The organism is Rhizobium sp. CSW-27, from assembly GCF_018760785.1.
Taxonomy (GTDB): Bacteria; Pseudomonadota; Alphaproteobacteria; order Rhizobiales; family Rhizobiaceae; genus Neorhizobium.
This window is the reverse complement of record NZ_JAHHZO010000011.1, coordinates 116,333-134,235: the sequence shown is the minus strand read 5'-3', so window position 1 is coordinate 134,235 and position 17,903 is coordinate 116,333. Positions and strand designations below refer to the sequence as shown.

At 64.1% G+C, this 17,903-nt stretch carries 18 protein-coding genes; 9 read left to right on the top strand and 9 right to left on the bottom strand.

Annotated elements, in window-relative coordinates; translation table 11 throughout:
• Nucleotide 1 precedes the first annotated feature (1 nt).
• Complete coding sequence (locus tag KLP42_RS19895; protein WP_215568695.1) at nt 2-790, top strand: class II glutamine amidotransferase; 789 nt, start codon at nt 2-4, stop codon at nt 788-790.
• A 4-nt stretch (nt 791-794) separates the two neighbouring features.
• On the opposite strand, the gene KLP42_RS19890 is transcribed toward KLP42_RS19895, so the two are convergent.
• Nucleotides 795-1,730 carry a LysR family transcriptional regulator gene (locus tag KLP42_RS19890; RefSeq protein WP_215568694.1) on the bottom strand — a complete coding sequence of 312 codons (936 nt, stop codon included), beginning with the start codon at nt 1,728-1,730 and terminating at the stop codon, nt 795-797.
• Nucleotides 1,731-1,829: 99 nt separating this feature from the next.
• Between KLP42_RS19890 and KLP42_RS19885 the strand changes: the two genes are divergently transcribed.
• Both KLP42_RS19885 and KLP42_RS19880 read left to right on the top strand, forming a co-directional pair.
• Nucleotides 1,830-2,399 carry a chromate transporter gene (locus tag KLP42_RS19885; protein WP_215568693.1) on the top strand — a complete coding sequence of 190 codons (570 nt, stop codon included), beginning with the start codon at nt 1,830-1,832 and terminating at the stop codon, nt 2,397-2,399.
• Complete coding sequence (locus KLP42_RS19880; protein ID WP_215568692.1) at nt 2,396-2,923, top strand: chromate transporter; 528 nt, start codon at nt 2,396-2,398, stop codon at nt 2,921-2,923. Before KLP42_RS19885 ends, KLP42_RS19880 begins: the two co-directional genes overlap by 4 nt.
• A gap of 3 nt (nt 2,924-2,926) precedes the next feature.
• On the opposite strand, the gene coaBC is transcribed toward KLP42_RS19880, so the two are convergent.
• From coaBC to KLP42_RS19860, 4 genes are all read right to left on the bottom strand, one after another.
• Nucleotides 2,927-4,141 (bottom strand): bifunctional phosphopantothenoylcysteine decarboxylase/phosphopantothenate--cysteine ligase CoaBC, encoded by a 1,215-nt coding sequence (gene coaBC / locus KLP42_RS19875; RefSeq protein WP_215568691.1) that lies wholly within the window; start codon nt 4,139-4,141, stop codon nt 2,927-2,929.
• 247 nt (nt 4,142-4,388) lie between these two features.
• The gene (locus tag KLP42_RS19870; protein WP_215568690.1) at nt 4,389-5,672 is read right to left on the bottom strand and encodes a TRAP transporter large permease; all 1,284 of its coding nucleotides are present in this window, start codon (nt 5,670-5,672) and stop codon (nt 4,389-4,391) included.
• Between the two features lie 15 nt (nt 5,673-5,687).
• Nucleotides 5,688-6,143: a TRAP transporter small permease gene (locus tag KLP42_RS19865; protein WP_215568689.1), complete on the bottom strand. Its 456-nt coding sequence runs from the start codon at nt 6,141-6,143 to the stop codon at nt 5,688-5,690.
• A gap of 50 nt (nt 6,144-6,193) precedes the next feature.
• A complete protein-coding gene (locus KLP42_RS19860; protein WP_215568688.1) occupies nt 6,194-7,225 on the bottom strand; it encodes a TRAP transporter substrate-binding protein in 1,032 nt (343 codons plus the stop codon).
• A gap of 348 nt (nt 7,226-7,573) precedes the next feature.
• Between KLP42_RS19860 and KLP42_RS19855 the strand changes: the two genes are divergently transcribed.
• Complete coding sequence (locus tag KLP42_RS19855) at nt 7,574-8,122, top strand: glyoxalase superfamily protein (protein ID WP_215568687.1); 549 nt, start codon at nt 7,574-7,576, stop codon at nt 8,120-8,122.
• A gap of 3 nt (nt 8,123-8,125) precedes the next feature.
• Here the strand turns inward: KLP42_RS19855 and KLP42_RS19850 are convergent, their stop codons facing one another.
• Together KLP42_RS19850 and KLP42_RS19845 are read right to left on the bottom strand one after the other, a co-directional pair.
• Nucleotides 8,126-8,926 (bottom strand): COG3904 family protein, encoded by an 801-nt coding sequence (locus KLP42_RS19850; RefSeq protein ID WP_215568686.1) that lies wholly within the window; start codon nt 8,924-8,926, stop codon nt 8,126-8,128.
• Nucleotides 8,923-10,260: a hypothetical protein gene (locus KLP42_RS19845; protein ID WP_215568685.1), complete on the bottom strand. Its 1,338-nt coding sequence runs from the start codon at nt 10,258-10,260 to the stop codon at nt 8,923-8,925. The genes KLP42_RS19850 and KLP42_RS19845 overlap by 4 nt, the downstream gene beginning before the upstream one ends.
• A 127-nt stretch (nt 10,261-10,387) precedes the next feature.
• On the opposite strand from KLP42_RS19845, the gene KLP42_RS19840 reads away from it, so the two are divergent.
• On the top strand, nt 10,388-10,912 hold the full coding sequence (locus KLP42_RS19840; protein ID WP_252193112.1) for a P-loop NTPase family protein: 525 nt from the start codon (nt 10,388-10,390) through the stop codon (nt 10,910-10,912).
• On the opposite strand, the gene ubiB is transcribed toward KLP42_RS19840, so the two are convergent.
• Complete coding sequence (gene ubiB, locus KLP42_RS19835) at nt 10,900-12,474, bottom strand: 2-polyprenylphenol 6-hydroxylase (RefSeq protein ID WP_215568684.1); 1,575 nt, start codon at nt 12,472-12,474, stop codon at nt 10,900-10,902. The two genes, KLP42_RS19840 and ubiB, sit on opposite strands and share 13 nt — an antisense overlap.
• Before the next feature lie 68 nt (nt 12,475-12,542).
• Nucleotides 12,543-13,319 carry a bifunctional demethylmenaquinone methyltransferase/2-methoxy-6-polyprenyl-1,4-benzoquinol methylase UbiE gene (gene ubiE / locus KLP42_RS19830; protein WP_215568683.1) on the bottom strand — a complete coding sequence of 259 codons (777 nt, stop codon included), beginning with the start codon at nt 13,317-13,319 and terminating at the stop codon, nt 12,543-12,545.
• A 145-nt stretch (nt 13,320-13,464) separates the two neighbouring features.
• Between ubiE and mutM the strand changes: the two genes are divergently transcribed.
• From mutM to KLP42_RS19810, 4 genes are all read left to right on the top strand, one after another.
• On the top strand, nt 13,465-14,355 hold the full coding sequence (mutM, locus tag KLP42_RS19825) for a bifunctional DNA-formamidopyrimidine glycosylase/DNA-(apurinic or apyrimidinic site) lyase (protein WP_215568682.1): 891 nt from the start codon (nt 13,465-13,467) through the stop codon (nt 14,353-14,355).
• 210 nt (nt 14,356-14,565) lie between these two features.
• On the top strand, nt 14,566-14,832 hold the full coding sequence (rpsT, locus tag KLP42_RS19820; RefSeq protein WP_143125823.1) for a 30S ribosomal protein S20: 267 nt from the start codon (nt 14,566-14,568) through the stop codon (nt 14,830-14,832).
• 840 nt (nt 14,833-15,672) lie between these two features.
• The gene (gene dnaA / locus KLP42_RS19815; protein ID WP_215568681.1) at nt 15,673-17,253 is read left to right on the top strand and encodes a chromosomal replication initiator protein DnaA; all 1,581 of its coding nucleotides are present in this window, start codon (nt 15,673-15,675) and stop codon (nt 17,251-17,253) included.
• 32 nt (nt 17,254-17,285) lie between these two features.
• Nucleotides 17,286-17,879, top strand: coding sequence for a class I SAM-dependent methyltransferase (locus tag KLP42_RS19810; protein ID WP_215568680.1), 594 nt, complete (start codon nt 17,286-17,288; stop codon nt 17,877-17,879).
• The last annotated feature ends 24 nt before the right edge of the window (nt 17,880-17,903 follow it).

The following is a 17,903-nucleotide window of genomic DNA, read 5'->3' as shown; positions in this document are numbered from 1 at the left end:
CATGTGTCGCTGGGCCGCCTATCGCGGCAATCCGCTTTATCTCGAGGAACTTGTCTCCTCGCCCGCCCACTCGCTCATCGAACAGAGCCATTGTGCCAGCCGTGCGAAGACAGCGACCAATGGCGACGGTTTCGGCATCGCCTGGTACGGTGATCATCCGGAGCCGGGGCGATACCGCGATATCCTGCCCGCCTGGTCGGATTGCAATCTGCGCAGCCTTGCCCGCCAGATCCGTTCGCCGCTGTTTCTGGCGCATGTGCGCGCCGCCACCAATGGCAGTACACGGCGCGACAACTGTCACCCCTTCGTGCATGGCAGCTGGTCCTTCATGCACAATGGGCAGATTGCCGGTTTCGACAGGATCCGCCGGAAGATGGAAACCTATCTCTCCGACGACCTCTTCCACGCCCGCACGGGCACGACGGATTCGGAAATGCTGTTCCTGCTGGCCCAGGAATTCGGCATGGCGCAGGACCCGGTCGGCGCCGTCTCGCGCGCCATCGGCGTGATCGAGCAACTGGCGGCCGAGCATGAGGTGAGCACGCTGGTGCGCTTTACCGCCGCCTTCTCCGATGGCAATGCGCTCTATGCCATCCGCTATGCGACGGACCACCGGCCGCCGACGCTCTACGCCGCGCCGATGGGCGGCGGCTACTGCCTGGTGTCGGAGCCGCTGAATGACGATGTGGATGCCTGGACGGAGGTTCCAGACGGCAGTGCCGTGATGGTGACCGATGCCGGCATGACGATGGCTGCCTTTTCGCCGGCAGGACTGGCCGCCGTGGCCTGAGCCGTCACCGGGCCGGGGGCGCGGCGTGCAGTGCGGCGCGCGCCTTCACCTCGCGCACCAGATGCTCCAGAACCGCGCGCCCCGGCTCCTGCCGCCAGGCCAGATAGAGCGGTGCGAGAAGCCCTGCGCTCTCGCGAAAGCGCCGATAGGCGATGCCCGAGGTTTCCAGCCGCGCCATGGATTCCGGAATGATCGAGATGCCGAGCCCGGCGGCCACAAGGCTGAGCGTGGAGGCGAGTTTCGGGGCCTCCTGCGCCACCTTGGGGCTGAAGCCTGCCCGCTGGCAGGCCGCGATGATGCGATCATAGAGCCCCTGGCCGCTCTGGCGTCGATAGAGAATGAAGGTCTCACCCGCCAGATCCCGCAGGTCGACCGGTTCCGGCCGGTCAGTGCCCGGGGGATGGGCAAGCGGATGGTCGTCCGGCACCGCCAGCAGCATGTCTTCCTGGTGAACCTGCTCGACGCTGAGCTGCGCCGCTTGCGTGGTGACGCCTCGCAGGAAGGCGACGTCCAGCCGCCCGGCAATCAGGTCGGCCGTCAGTTCCTCCGTGGCGCCTTCCTCAAGCCGCAGCAGAAGATCGGGAAGCGACAGCCGCAGGGCCCGTACCGCCGACGAGACCAGCGGATGAAAGGCGGCCGAACTGGTGAAGCCGATGGAAAGCGTTCCGGTTTCGCCGCGTGCCGCGCGTTGCGTCTCCTCCACGGCGTCCTTCAGGTCCGAGAGGATCTGCCGCGCCCGGGCAACGAAGACCTGTCCGGCATCGGTGGCGACCACCCCGCGGGGCAGGCGGTGAAACAGCGGCGTTCCCACCATCCTCTCCAGCGCCCGGATCTGCTGGCTGAGCGGTGGCTGCTGGATGCCGAGCTTTTCGGCCGCACGCGTCACATGGCCTTCATCGGCAATGGCCACGGCATAACGCAGGTGCCGCATCTCGATCATCGTCATATCTCCTGCATATGGAAAGAACAAAAAGCATATATTGGACTTATGCTGGCGGCGGGGCTACTGCGTCAATCCAGTGATTGAAGGACTGCCGCCATGACCTCCATTGCCGATACGGGAGAGCAGGATCTCGCCCCGATACCCTCCACACGACAGATCTTCGCCGGCTTCCTCGGTATCGGCCTCATGGGGTTCGGCGGCGTGCTGCCGCTCGCGCGGCGGATGCTGGTGGAGGACAGACACTGGCTGAGCCCGCAGGAATTTTCCGATCTGCTCGGTCTCTGTCAGTTCCTGCCTGGCGGCAATGTCATCAACATGAGTGTGGCGGTCGGCATGAAGTTCCGCGGCTGGCGCGGGGCGCTTGCCGGCATCCTTGGGCTTACTGCGGTGCCGACGGCCTTCGTGATCGTGCTCGGTGTTCTCTACGATCGTTACAGTGGCGATCCGCATGTGCAGCATGTGTTTGCCGGGCTGGCCGCCGCCGCCGCCGGCCTGCTGATCGGCATGGCGTGGAAGATGCTGAAGCCGCTTCTGAAGAAGCCTGCCGCGCTTCTGGTTGTCGTTCTGCTGTTTGCGGCAATCGCCGTTTTCCGCCTGCCGCTGATCCTCGTCATGCTGGTGCTGGCGCCATTCTCCGTGCTTCTCTCCTGGAGGAGCGGACGATGACCGCAACCCTGATCGCGCTGGCGCTGATCTTTACCGAACTCTCGCTCATGGCCTTTGGTGGCGGTTATGCCGTCCTGCCGGAAATCCAGCGGCGCGTGGTGGAGGTGCAGCAGTGGGTCACACCGGCGGAGTTCAGCGCGCTGTTTGCGCTGGCGCAGGCCGCACCCGGTCCGAACATGATGATCGTGCCGCTGATCGGCTGGCATGTGGCCGGACTGCCGGGCCTCTTGGTGAGTTCGCTCGCAAAATTCCTGCCGTCCTCGCTGATCACCTGCCTCGCCGTCTCCGTCTGGGAACGTTTTCGCGATCGCCCCTGGCGGGCGGCGGTGCAGGCCGGGCTGTTGCCGGTGACGGCGGGGCTGGTCGCCTCCAGCGCGGTCGTCATCACGCTCGCCTCGGTGACAAGCCTCTGGCTGGCCGTTCTGACGGGTGTGACGGCAGCGCTTTCCGTTTTCACCCGCGCCCATCCGGTCGCCCTGCTGGCGCTCGGTGCAGTCGGCGGGCTGGCCGTCAGCTTCGTCTGACGCTCAGGCGGTCGAGGACAGGCGCTCGGCAATCAGCGCGGCGAGGCGGGCCGCCACCTCGTCCTTGCTAAGATCCGGCCATTGCTCAATGCCGCTTCTTGAGATCACCTTCACCCGGTTGCGGTCGCCGCCCATGATGCCGGTGGCAGGCGACACATCATTGGCAACGATGATGTCGGCTCCTTTGGCTTCCAGCTTCCGGCGGCCGTTCGTCTCGACATCCTGGGTTTCCGCGGCAAAACCGATAACGAGACCGGGGCGGTTCGCATGGTGGCCGATGGTTTTCAGGATGTCGGGGTTCTCCGCAAGCTGAAGCGGGGCCGGCGGTTCGCCCGGCTGTTTCTTGATCTTCTGCCCCGCCGAGGAAACGACCCGCCAGTCGGCCACGGCCGCCACCATCACGGCGATATCGGCCGGCAGGCCTGAGAGCACGGCAGACAGCATCTGATCCGCCGTCTCCACATGGTTCACCGCGACACCCGCCGGATCGGGGATGGTCACCGGCCCGGAGACGAGCGTCACATCGGCTCCCAGACGCGCAAGGGCCGCGGCAATTGCATGGCCCTGTTTGCCCGAGGAGCGGTTGGCGATGTAGCGGACCGGATCGATCGGCTCATGTGTCGGACCTGAGGTGACAATCGCGCGTTTGCCGGCCAGCGGTTTGTCCTGCGGCGACAGGAGATCCAGCACGGCGGCGACGATCTCCAGCGGTTCTGCCATGCGGCCGGTGCCGGCCTCGCCGCTTTCGGCCATTTCGCCCTTCATCGGCCCGATCATCGAAATGCTATCGGCCTTGAGGGTTTCGACATTGCGCCGCGTGGGCGCGGCGTTCCACATGACCGGGTTCATGGCGGGTGCGATGAGAACCGGCCGGTCGGTGGCCAGCAGCACGGCGCTCGGCAGGTCGTCCGCCAGTCCATGCGCCATCTTGGCCATCAGGTCGGCGGTCGCCGGCGCGACAAGGACGAGATCGCACTCGCGCGCCAGGCGGATATGGCCGACATCCTGCTCGTCCTCGCGGGAAAAGAGATCGGTGTAGACATGGGAGGCCGACAGCGCGCCGACGGCCAACGGTGTCACGAATTCCTGCGCCGCGCGGCTCATCACCGGCCTGACGGTTGCGCCCCGCTCGCGCAGGCGGCGGATGAGATCAAGGCTCTTGTAGGCGGCAATGCCCCCCGAGATGATCAGCAGAATACGCTTGCCCTGAAGCTCCATGGGCCTCTCCCTGTGGTGTCGGGCAAGACGGTGACCGTCGATCCCCTCACCCCGCCTCCGCTTCGCTCGGCGGACCTCTCCCCAAGGGGAGAGGGGAACCGCGACGCCGCAGCCTCCCCTTCTCCCCGCGGGGAGAAGGTGCCCGAAGGGCGGATGAGGGGACTTCAGCGGTCGCCTAGAACCTTGCCCCATATCGTGCCCCGGACCCTAAGCGCCTGACGCACAACATGCAATCGCCGGATGGCACTCACATCTGCGAGGGAATGAAGAGCGCCAGCATGGGCACGAAGATGAGGAGCAGGATTCGCAGGAAATCGACCGCCACGAAGGGCACGAGGCCGGAGAAGATGGTGGCCAGCCGCACATCCTTGACCACCGAACGCAGCACGAAGGCATTCATGCCGACGGGCGGGGTGATGTAGCTGATCTCGGTGACGACCACCACGAAGATGCCGAACCAGATGAGGTCGAAGCCGGCGCCCGCCACCACCGGATAGAAGATCGGCACGGTCAGCGTGATCATCGACAGGCTCTCGAACAGGCAGCCGAGCACGAGATAGATGGCGAGAATGACGAAGATGATCGCCCAGGGGCTGTCAAAGCCCGAGAGCGCGCCCTGCAGGTCGGCGGCCATGCCGGAGAGGTTGACGTAATTGGTGAAGGTCAGCGCGCCGAACAGGATGAAGAACATCATCGCCGTGTTCTTCGCCGTTTCGTAGAGGGTACGGAAGGTCTCTTCCAGCTTGAAGCGGCCCTTGAGGATGGTGAGGAGCATGGCGCCGGCAGCCCCCATGCCGGCGGATTCGGTGGCGGTGAAGACGCCGAGATAGATGCCGCCCATCACGAAGGTGAAGAGGAGCAAAGCGCCGCTCACCCCGCGGGTCGCCTTCAGCCGCTCCTTCAGCGGCAGTTTTTCCTCGGTCGGCAGGTCGAGCCCGCGCAGCCTGACCGAAATAACGACGGCAGCCGCATAACCGGCAATGCCGATGATGCCGGGAATGATGCCCGCGAGGAACAGCTTGCCAATATCCTGCTGCGCGATGATGCCGTAGAAGACCAGGATGACGGAGGGCGGGATGAGGATACCGAGCGTGCCGCCGGCGGCAATCGAGGCAGTCGAGAGACTGTCCGGATAGCGATAACGGCGCATCGAAGGCAGCGCGATCTTCGCCATCGTCGCGGCTGTTGCCAGCGACGAGCCGCAGACGGAGGAAAAGCCGCCGCAGGCGAGGATGGTGGCAATCGCAAGCCCCCCCTTGCGGTGCCGCAGCCAGGCATGCGCGGCCTTGTAGAGGTCATCCGCCACGCCGGATTGCACGACGAAATTGCCCATCATCAGGAACAGCGGCAGCACTGAGAGCGAATATTCCCGCCCGTTGTCGAAGAAGGTCTGGCCGAGTAGCGCAAAGGCCGGAGCCATGCCGATGATCGACATGGTGCCGATCACACCGACCAGCGCCATGGCAAAGGCGATCGGCATGCCGGAAAACATCAGGGCCAGGAAGAGAAGGCATCCGATCGGCCAGCTCATGCGTCAACTTTCGGATCAGGAACGGGAAAAGACGTGCCGAAGCGTGATCAGACCCGCAACCAGCGTGGTTGCGGAGCAGAGATAGGCAAAGGGCGCGACGGGAAGCCTGAGGCTGACGGTCGTTTCGCCATAACTTGCCAGATCGTGGCCATAGGCGAAGAGCCGCCAGGCAACGAGGGCGAGCACGATCGCTGACAGGAGGCGGATGACGGCGCGACGGATGGGCTGGAGGACGGCCGGCAGATGATCCGTGACGAGATCGACCGTCACGTGATCCTCGTCCAGACAGACAGCCGGCAGACCAATGAAGATGGTCGAGACCAGCAGCAGCGCCGTCAGTTCGGTCGCCCCCTGCAGTGGGCTGTTGAACAGGTAACGCCCCACCACGTCGATGAGCGTCACGAACATCATGGCAAACAGCATCAGCCCGCAGATCAGCGAGAGCAAACGGTGGGTTAGCCTGTAACCCACCGGTGAAGCGTCGCCTCCCGCCGGTTGCCCGGAGGGCTTTGCCGCACCGCTCATTGGCCCTTGGCTGCCTTGGCGATCTCGCCCTTCATGAAGGAGAGCGCGGCCTGTACGTCGACGCCCGTCGAGGCGGTCTCGGCCAGCTTGGCATCAACGATCGGCTTCAGGGCGGTCTCGATCGCCTTCACCTGGTCCGGCGTTGCGGAGACCAGCTTGATCTTGCCGTCCATCGCCGCCTTGCCGGCGCCGTCGGCCTTGTCCCAGGCCTTTCCGGCAAGCCGTGCCAGGGCTTCGCCGGACACACTGTCGATCGCCTTTTTGTCGGCGTCGGACAGCGCTTTCCACTTCGCCTCGTTCATCACCACGTAGAAGGAGGTGTTGTAGAGGCCGCCCGGCACCACGAGCGCGGTATCCAGCATCGGGATCAGCTTGAAGAAGGCGACGGATTCGAACGGGAAGGTGATGCCGTCCGCGACGCCGCTCGAGAGGATTTCATAGGTCTTGGAGGAAGGGCCTTCCACCGGCACGCCGCCCATCGCCTTGACGAGATCGGCCACGATGCCGCCGCCAACGCGCAGCTTGGCGCCCTTCACCGGTTCGGCGCCGGTGACATCGCGGCCCTTCATGAAGATCTGGCCGGGGCCGTGGGTGAAGACGCCCAGAACATGCACCTTGTCATATTCGCCGGCCTTGCGCAGGTCCTTGTCGAAGACACGCCAGTAACCGACCGAGACCGATTCCGCCGTATCGCCGAGGAAGGGGATTTCTGCGATGTTCGTGGTCTTGAAGCGGCCCGGATTGTAGCCCTGAACGCCATAGGTGATATCAGCCACACCATTGACCGCGAAGTCGAAATGCGCGGCCGGCGGCCCGAGCGGCGCCTGCATGATGTTGATCGTCACGCGGCCTTCGGTCGCCTTCTTCACCGCCTCCGCATAGGGCTTCATCACGTCGGTGACGAGCGGATGGGTCGGCGGCAGCCAGTTGGCCATGTTGAGGGTGGTCTCGGCGAGCGCGGCGGAACTGGAGAGGATGGCGGCGGTTGCGGCAAAGGCAAGGCTGATGAAATGACGAGAAAGGCGCATGGTATCACTGGCTCCGTTGTTCGGTTCAGCTGTTCCCGGGCTTCTTTGTTGAAGCCTCAAATTTTTCCTGATGCTGCGCAGTTGAACCGAAAAGGGCAGAAACTGCAAGCGGTGTTTAACGGGCCGCGTGCAAGAAACCGACCTTTGCCATCGCGTTGCATTAAGGGCCTCGCGAGGCTACAGTCTGGCCCGGGCCGGACGCGGCCTGCCGCCCGTGGCACTCTTCCGAGTGTTTGGTGAACGCGTCCACGAAACCTTCGCCTCACGCATCGAGCATGCGTCTTCCGAGCGACGAACGGATCAGCAATACGGGCACTGATGACGGCGTTCGTCCGGGGAGAAAACGGCATGCGCGACTTTCGTGACGCCAAGACCATGGCCAAGGCCCTGCGGGCCGGGCTTGAGGAGCAGGGCCTTTCCATCAGCCATTCGCGGGCGCTTGAACTGGTGGCGGGCCAGTTCGGTTACGACGACTGGAATGTCCTGTCTGCCAAAATCGCCGAGGTGGCAGAGACCAAACCGGAGCCTGTGCTGCTGCAGCCCGGCATTCCCGTCATCCGCATCTTTGCCGTCGACATGGCACTGGAATTCTACCGCGACTTTTTGGGGTTCCGCCTGGACTGGGAATACCGCCACGGGCCGGATTTTCCGGTCTATATGCAGGTGTCGCGCAGCGGCATGATGCTGCATCTCAGCGAACATGCAGGCGATGCCTCGCCGGGCGCCAAGGTTTTCGTGCCGGTGTCCGGAGTGCAGGCTTTCCACCGCGAACTGGCGGAAAGAGGCTGCCGTTTCACGCGGCCGGCACTTCAGCAGATGCCATGGGGGTTGGACATGACGGTGACGGACCCGTTCAGTAACCGCATCGTCTTCTGCGAACGTGAGATCAAGGGGTAAGGCCTATTTCTTGCGGGCCACCGGCTGCGGCGGGGTCACGGGGCTGACGAGTTTGAACTCCTTCAACTCCGCCTCCGTCAGGTAATAGAGCCGGTCGGGCGGCGTTTCCAGCGCGTGGAACCAGAGGCCCGCGCCGATCCCCATCTCCTGCAGGTGGCGGGCAACACGCGCCGTCGTCGCCTGGGCGCTCGACATGGCCTCTTCCGGCGAAGGCCTCTCCCGGTTGCCGTTGAAAACCTGGTGGACGCCGATGACGGCGTCCTTCTCCGTCTCGCGTGTCACCCCGCCCGCCATGACGATCGGACAGGACGAGGCACAGAGCGCCCCAGTCGCTACGCGGGTTGTCAGCTTCTTCTCGCGGATGAGGGAAGAGATCGTGATCGCGTCATCCACCGCGCCGCCCGGCGAGTTCAGCGAAACCGTTTTCACATATTCGCCGCGGGCCTCGATTTCCTGCCGGAAGCGTTCCGCCGCACCGGGATCGATAGCGCCTTCCGCCAGAAGGATCCCGCCCGGTTGTAGCTCGAAGCGGATCGGCTGGCGCAGGCGTTCGGCGGGTGTCGTCGGCTCGACGGGGGGCGCGTGCGGCTTGCCATCGGTCAGCGCCGGCGGCAGCACCGGCTGGTCCGTCTGCAGCGGATCATGGCCCGGCAAGGCCGCCTCCATGGACAATTCCCGAATGTCGATCACGACGAACAGGGCAGCCGTTGCCAACAGGCCATAAAAGGCGCCGCGCATGATGACGCTGTCATCGGCGCGGGCAAAGGCCTGCCAGGCTTTCGAGGCGGCTGCGGCAGGGTTCATGCGCCCGGCCCCTTGCGCGGCAGTTTGCCGATCTCAAGGCTGGTCACCTTGCCTTCGTCCTCGCTCTCGGGCGCGATATGCTCCGGCCTCCCGGCTGGCTCGGCCTGTCGTTCCTCCACCTGGCGAACGGCCTCGTGCAGATCGACGCCCCGCGCGCTCAGCGCCCGCTGCACCTCGAGCGCCTCCAGAAGCTCGGCGGCGGTAATCCGTTCTGCAAAGGGCATGCGGCTTTCCTGCCGGCGGATCGCGCCATGTACGGTCGCCAGGATGAAGACGAGCACGGCGGGCAAAAGGTCGATGGAAATGGCGCCTGCCCAGGCAGGAATGAAATCGCTGGCGTAACGCAGCACGGCTTCGGCCGAGGAGAGCGGCACGAAACGGCGTTCCGCGACCGGCGGACGGTTGAGGATATCGTCGGCGGCCTGGGCCAGCACCTTCGACTGGGCGGCGACCGAGGTGCGGATCGTCTCCATCACCTGGTCCTGGCGATTAGCAAGGTCCGCCTGCCGGCCATCGGCAACCGGTGCAATGAAACCGAGCGACAGATCATCTGCAGCACGGCGGATGGACGGCGCAATCGAGGTCTGATTGAGCGAGGTGATCACGCCGGTCAGCGCCACCACTTCGGAGGAGAACTGGTCGGCGCGTGGGGCAACGGCGCCTGGCGCCGAGACGAGCGTGCGCATGGTTTCCAGCCGCTTCTGCCCCTGGCCGAACAGGGTCGCCACCTGCTCACGCGAGGCGACGATGCCGGCCTCGAGCTCCTTCAGCTGGGCAGACATCTGGCTGAGCAGCTGCACGACGCTGCCGGCACCCGTGGTGCCCGTCAACGCGCCGGACTGGCGCTCTGCGTCCGCCAGCTGCGCAAACCGCTCGGAGGCGCGCTGGATATCGGGAAGCAGGCTCTGCGCGGCGAGCGCATTCTGGTGCGCCTGGTCGAGATCGGCGGTGTAGCCTTCCACGGTTTCGGCCAGATGCTGTTCAAGCGCCGCCGAGCCGGCAAGCGCTGCCGCGTTCAACCAGCTCGACATGGCAATGATCATGGCGCAGCCGAGCGCCATGACGCCGATCATCGCGCCGCGGGCGGACGGACCCGTCACATGCGGGAAAAACCGCGCCATGTAGGACCAAAAGGCGTAGATCGCGACCGAGACGGAACCGGAATAGATGATGGCGGCAAAGAAGACGGCAGTCGGCGAGCCGTCGAGGATGCTGCGCACCCCCAGATACGTGTAGACGCCGGAGGCGAGCGCCAGAACGGCCAGCGCAAAGCGCGTCATGGTTTCGACGGCGGCTACCCCGTCGTGCAGCCGATGCGAAGCGCCCAGCGCCATTCACACTCTCCTCATGAAGTCATATTTAACAAATCATAAAAATGGGGGCGGAATGAAGGCTCTCAGACCTCTCTGGCAAATCTATCGCTGAACACGGTAAATGCGCGCGATAACAGACGGAGATCACATGGCTTCCGAACAGCGATTGCAACGCATCCTCATCATCGGCAATGGCGGCGCGGGCAAGACCTGGCTGTCGCAGGCGATGGGCGAGAGGCTTGGCCTTCCGGTCACCCACCTGGACGACATCCGCTGGCAGCCGGGGCAATACGGCGTCGCGCGGGACAATGCGACCGTGATCGAGGATACGAGGCGGCTTTCGGAAGCCGACCACTGGCTGATGGAAGGCGTCTATGGCTGGCTGGCGAAAGTCCTCCTGCCGCGTACCGACCTCCTGGTCTGGCTGGACGTGCCGGAGGAAGAATGCCTCGCCAATATCCGGACCCGCGGCAACCAGGGCGGCGCAAGGGAGGAATCCTTTGCCGAGCTGCTGGAGTGGGTTGCGACCTATCGGACCCGCGGAGGTTCCAGCTGCTATCAGGCCTATCTGGATCTCTACGATGGTTTTACGGGCCACAAGCAGCGGCTGCCGGATCGCGCGAGCATCGGCGCTTTCCTGGCAGGGTTTGTGCCTGCCGATCAGCTCACCTGAACGGCGATGTAGATCAGGGTGGCAGCAATCACCCAGAGTGCCGCACGGCCCCAGCGGCTGTGTTTTGCCTCCGCCTTGCCGATGGCTTCGGCCGTCTCGCCGTCGAAGCGCACGCCGTGTTCGGTCATGTGCAGCAGCTGCTGGTGGAATTTTTCCGTCTTGGCGGCGATTTCCGGGGCAGCTTCCGCAAGTTTCACGGCCGCCTTCAGGCCGTCGCGCAGATCCGTTACAATGCGTTTGGGGCCGAGATTGTCGCGGATCCAGCCGCTGACGACCGGCTCTGCCGCGCGCCACATGTTGAAGCGCGGATCGAGCATGCGGGCAACGCCCTCGACCACCACCATGGTCTTCTGCAGGAGGATCAGTTCCGGCCGTGTCTGCATTTCGAAGAGGTCCGTCACCTCGAAAAGCAGCGCCAGCAGGCGGGCCATGGAAATGGTTTCCGCCGGCTGGCCATGGATCGGCTCGCCGATGGCGCGGATCGCCTGGGCAAAGCTGGCCACATCGTGGTGGGAGGGCACGTAGCCGGCCTCGAAATGCACCTCCGCCACCCGGCGATAATCGCGGGTGATGAAGCCGTAGAGGATTTCGGCGAGGAAGCGGCGTTCCTTCTTGCCGAGCCGGCCGACAATGCCCATGTCGACGGCGACGATGATGCCGTCCGGATCGACGAACAGGTTGCCGGGATGCATGTCGGCATGGAAAAACCCGTCGCGCAGCGTATGGCGCAGGAAGGACTGGATCAGTGTTTCCGCGAGCTTTTCGAGATCGTAGCCGGCCGCGCGCAGGCCCTCGATGTTCGACATCTTGATGCCGTCGATCCACTCCATGGTGATCACATCGCGGCCGGTGCGCTCCCAGTCCACCTGGGGCACCCGGAAGCCGGGGTCGTTCTTGGTGTTCTCGCCGATCTCGGAGAGCGCCGCTGCCTCAAGGCGCAGGTCCATTTCCAGCTTGGTGGTCTGCTCCAGCGTGCGGGTGACTTCGACCGGCCTCAGGCGCCGCGTGGAGGGCAGCAGGCGCTCCTGCATGCGCGACATCAGATACATGCTCTCGATGTCATGGGCGAAGCGCTGGCGCACACCCGGGCGCACCACCTTGACCGCCACCTTGCGCTCGCCATCGGCATGGGCAACGGCGGCCGGATGCACCTGGGCAATCGAGGCGGCCGCCAGCGGCTCGTCGAAGCGGGTATAGAGATCGCTGATGGACCGGCCGAGCGACAGTTCGATCGCCGCCTTTGCCGTATCCGTCGGGAAGAAGGCCATGCGGTCCTGCAGCATGGAGAGATCGAGCGCCCAGTCCACACCGACCACATCCGGTCGTGTCGCGAGGAACTGGCCGATCTTCACATAGGAGGGGCCGAGACGGTCCACCGCATTGGTCAGACGGACGCTGCGGCTCTCCTGGATCGAGGCGGGGCGGGTGAAGATCTGGGCGAGCGACTTGACGAGGCCGACGACGGGCGGCAGCCCCTGCGTCGGCAATGCAGCCACGACGCCCTCGCGCACAAGCACCCAGCCCACGCGGGCCAGCCGGAAATAGGCACCGATCGTGCTCATGCGAAAAACCTCATCCTGGCGTCAGCCTTTCTCTTCTGCCCCGTGCGCGGCCACGTCCATGGCCGGTGTCAGAGCTTCCAGCCCGAATGCAGCGCCGCGATGCCGCCGGTATAATTCGTATAGGTCACGCGCGAGAAACCGGCCGCGCGGATCATCCGGGCGAAATCCTCCTGATTGGGGAACTTGCGGATCGATTCCACCAGATACTGGTAGGGTTCAGCATCGCCGGTGATCATCTTGCCAAACTGCGGAATGGCCTTGAAGGACCATTCGTCATAGATGCGGTCGAGGAGCGGCATTTCCACCTCGGAGAATTCCAGCACCAGCAGCCGGCCGCCGCGCTTCAGCACGCGGTAGGCTTCCTTCAGCGCCACATCGATGCGCGGCACGTTGCGGATGCCGAAGGCGATCGTATAGGCATCGAAGCTGCCGGCCTCGAAGGGCAGTTCCTCGGCATTGGCCTCCACGAAGGTGAGGTTGTCGGAAAGCTTGCGCTTGGCGGCGCGTTCGGCGCCGACACCAAGCATCGAGCCGTTGATGTCGAGAACCGTGGCATGTGCCTGCCGGCCGGATGCCTCCACGATGCGGAACGCGATGTCGCCGGTGCCGCCGGCCACGTCCAGAACCTTGTAGGAGGGGTCCTTGCGCGGGTTGAGGGCGGCCACCATCGCATCCTTCCACAGCCGGTGAAGGCCGGCCGACATCACGTCGTTCATGATGTCGTAGCGCTTGGCCACCTTGTGGAAGACCTCGTTGACGAGGCCCTGCTTTTCGCCTTCGCCCACCTCGCGAAAGCCGTAGGAGGTTTCCATTCCACCTTCAGCAGAGGTCCGGCTGTCAGCCATGGCGTGTCATCCTTCGTTTCGTTCCTGGCGCGGCGCGACCATAGCGAAAGCCATCGGGCGATACTATCTCTTGTCGCGCTTGCGGCACTATGGCGCTGGTCTATAGAGACTGTGCAGGCCGTTGGAAACAGGAACTTAGGAACTCATGCCGGAATTGCCAGAGGTGGAAACGGTGCGGCGCGGCCTTGCGCCGTCCATGGAGAATGCACGGATCGCGCGGCTGGAGACACGGCGGGCTGACCTTCGCTTTCCGTTTCCGGACGATTTTGCGGCACGGGTCTCCGGCCGTCGCATCGTCGGCCTCGGACGCCGGGCAAAATACCTGCTGATCGATCTCGATGACGGCATGAGCGTCATATCCCATCTCGGCATGTCCGGTTCCTTTCGCATCCTGCAGGCAGACGAGGCGCAGATGCCGGGCGACTTCCATCATCCGCGCTCGAAGGACGACAGGCACGACCATGTGCTCTTCCATCTGGAGCGGGACGGCGAGCGGCTCAGCGTCGTCTACAACGACCCCCGCCGTTTCGGCTTCATGCATCTGTGGATGCGGGCCGAACTCGATCTCTATCCGGCCTTTGCCGGGCTCGGGCCGGAGCCGACCGGCAACAGTCTCGATGCCGATTATCTGGCGCGGCGCTTTCGCGATCGCGTGCAGCCGCTGAAGACCATGCTGCTCGACCAGACGGTGATCGCCGGGCTCGGCAACATCTATGTCTGCGAGGCGCTGTGGCGCGCCGGCCTTTCGCCGTTGCGCAAGGCGGGAACGCTCGTTACCGCCACTGGCGGGCCGACGGCAGAACTGGTGGCGCTCACCGGGGCAATCCGCGCCGTGATCGCCGATGCGATCCTGGCCGGCGGTTCGTCGCTGCGCGACCATATCCAGACGGACGGCTCGCTCGGCTATTTCCAGCACACCTTCGCCGTCTATGACCGCGAGGGGGCGGCCTGCACGCGGCCGGGCTGTGGCGGCGTGGTCTCGCGCGTCACGCAGGCCGGCCGCTCCACCTTCCACTGCGCCAGTTGCCAGAAATGAATCGCAAATCAGCGTCTTGCGGCAAGGCCGGGCTCAAAAGGCTGCAAAATGCGCGTTGACTGGAACCGGCATTCCAGCTATATCGCCGCCCACAGTTGGGAAAGCCATTGAACGGCTTCCTCCATTGCTCCCGAATTGCTGGATGACAGGTCGCAAGGGACCCGGCGCGGCGACGGCGGAGTTTTTGTTCGAATTCGAAGAGAGGCAGAAATGGCCAATACAACTTCGGCGAAAAAGGCGACCCGCAAGATCGCACGCCGCACCGACATCAACAAGGCGCGCCGTTCGCGCGTTCGCACCTTCATCCGCAAGGTCGAAGAAGCCATCGCATCCGGCGATGTGGCACAGGCTGCGGAAGCACTCCGCGCCGCCCAGCCGGAAATCCAGCGTGCCGCCACCAAGGGCGTTCTGCACCGCAACACCGCGTCCCGCAAGGTGTCCCGCCTCGCGCAGCGCGTTAAGGCCCTTTCGGCCTAAAACCCGTCACAATTGACTGTCACATTTGAAGCCCGGTCCATGACCGGGCTTTTCGTGATTCTCATCCGTCATAACTTGGGGTCGGGGTATTTTGACCGTCCAATGACATTGGCGTGACAGAAAAAACCATTGTTTTTCAAGGGTTTGGCGGAGGATGTTCCGAGGGGCATCCGATTGTGACGGCCCGGTCACCCTGCCTTGCGAGTCAAGCGAATTTTTATTTTCGCCCCTTCATAGAGCATGCTCGACTGTGGCATTTTTGAATCTCTTTGATTCGATTGAGATTCTTCTCCAGAGGCCCTTTTTGAGTCAAATCGGGCCATCAGAGTCAACGCTCGGCCATTAATTTTGCGTAAAATTCATCGTTGATCTCACCCCCCGATCCTGCCTTAATGAACGTCAGCAAGGGGCGCGGGACACTCCCAGGAAGCCGCAGATGACAGACCGTAAACCGGGTTCATCCGCCTTCCAGCACCTGCGACGGGTCAAGGTGACTTCCCGTTCTTTCACGTAACTTGAGGTTGTGTGCCGGTAATCGTGGCGATTCCGGGCCAGTCTCTTTGTGCCGCTTGCGGGGGCGCCGTGGCGGAAAAGGAGCGATGGGTGAATGCAGGTTCTGCCGCCTGACAGGGGGCGAACCTGAGAGGCGCATGGGGAAGCGCCACCTGACGGATCGGCCTGTCCGGTTCGGCAGTCCCGCATGGAGGCGGGAGGAGAAACAAAAGCAGCCGTGCCCGGTTCTGACGAGGAGAACCGTATCGGCTGCACAGAAGAGAAAAAAATTACCTGGCGGACGGCCCGTGGCCGACCGTTGGACGAAACATGAGAAGGCGGCAAAGAATGCAGATGAATACGGTATCGGCCCGGGCGCTGGAGAGTGGGACCCAGGCGTCTGAGACTTTCGGTTCAGTTTGCTCCCAGACGGCAGGGGAAAAATCCGAAATGAAGCAGGATGCTCTATTTGAGCGGTTCAGTGCACGTCTGAAGGCTCAAGTAGGTCCGGAGGTCTATGCCAGCTGGTTTGGTCGCCTCAAGCTTCATTCCGTCTCCAAGAGCGTGGTGCGCCTCAGCGTTCCCACGACGTTCCTCAAGTCCTGGATCAACAACCGTTACCTGGACCTCATCACGACCATCTTCCAGGCGGAAGATGCCGAGATCCTCAAGGTGGAGATCCTCGTTCGCACCGCAAGCCGCGCCGCTGCCCGTCCCGTGACGGAAGAGCGTGCTGCGCCGGTGGCAGAGACAGCCCCCGCCCAGGCGCCCCGCCGCACCAGCCAGCCGCGCGAGATCGGCCAGATTGCCGCCTTCCCGAGCGCGCCGCAGCCGGCCCAGCCGTCGTCGGCTCCGCGCAACGTTGCCGCCGGGCCGCTGTTCGGTTCGCCGCTCGACAGCCGCTATACCTTTGACACCTATGTGGAAGGCCCGTCCAACCGCGTGGCGCTGGCCGCCGCCAAGACGATTGCCGAAGCCGGCGCGAGCGCCGTGCGCTTCAATCCGCTGTTCATCCATTCGGGTGTCGGCCTTGGCAAGACGCACCTGTTGCAGGCCATTGCCAATGCCGCCGTCGGCTCGTCGCGCATGCCGCGCGTCGTCTATCTGACGGCCGAGTATTTCATGTGGCGTTTTGCCACCGCCATCCGCGACAATGACGCGCTGACGCTGAAGGAATCGCTGCGCAACATCGATCTCCTGATCATCGACGACATGCAGTTCCTGCAGGGCAAGATGATCCAGAACGAGTTCTGCCATCTGCTCAACATGCTGCTGGACAGCGCCAAGCAGGTGGTCGTTGCCGCCGACCGCGCCCCCTGGGAACTGGAATCGCTCGATCCGCGCGTGCGTTCGCGCCTGCAGGGCGGCGTTGCCATCGAAATGGAAGTGCCGGATTACGAAATGCGTTTCGAAATGCTGAAGCGCCGCCTGGAGATCGCCCGTCAGGACGACCCGGCGCTCGACATTCCGGACGAGATCCTGAGCCATGTGGCGCGCAATGTTGCCAATTCCGGCCGCGAGCTGGAAGGCGCCTTCAACCAGCTGATCTTCCGTCGCTCCTTCGAGCCGGAACTGTCGCTGGAGCGTGTCGACGAGCTTCTGGCCCATCTGGTCGGTGCCGGCGAAGCCAAGCGGGTGCGCATCGAGGACATCCAGCGCATCGTCGCCCGTCACTACAACGTGTCGCGCCAGGAACTGGTGTCGAACCGCCGCACGCGCGTCATCGTCAAGCCGCGGCAGATCGCCATGTATCTGTCGAAGACGCTGACGCCACGGTCCTTCCCGGAAATCGGCCGTCGGTTCGGCGGTCGTGACCATACGACGGTGCTGCATGCCGTGCGCAAGATCGAGGAACTGATCTCGGGAGATACCAAGCTCAGCCACGAGATTGAGCTGCTGAAGCGCCTGATCAACGAAAACAACGCCTGATCGGGGCTAAGGGATCGCGGGAAGGGGGCGGAATGACCGAGACAACCGGGACGACTGCCACCTTCTATGCCGACCAGGCGGCAACCTATGCCGCCGATACCGGCGTCTATCCGGCCTCACCCAACCTGCAACGCTTCGCCGATCGTCTTCCGGCCGGCGGGCGCGTGCTGGAACTCGGCTGCGGCAGCGGACGAGAGAGCGCCTGGATGCTTTCGCAGGGGCTCGACGTCCATCCAACGGACGGCATTGCCGAAATGGCGGCGGAAGCCTCGGCGCGGCTCGGCATTCCCGTCTCCGTCCTGCCCTTCGATGCCATCGAGGCCGTGGCGGCCTATGAGGGTGTCTGGGCCAATGCCTGCCTGCTGCATGTGCCGCGGGCGGACCTTCCCGGCATTCTCGCGCGCATCCGGCGGGCGATGAGGCCCGGCGGACTTTTCTACGCCAGCTACAAGGCGGGTCAGGCCGAAGGCATCGACCGCTTCGGGCGCTATTTCAACTATCCGGACGAAGCCTTTTTGCGGGCGGCCTACGGGGCGGGCTGGAAGAGCCTTGCGATCGAGGCGGCGGAAGGCTCCGGTTACGATGGCGTGCCCACAGCCTGGCTGCATGTTTTCGCCGCTGCCTGAACGCGGGCGGCCGTAATCCCCCTT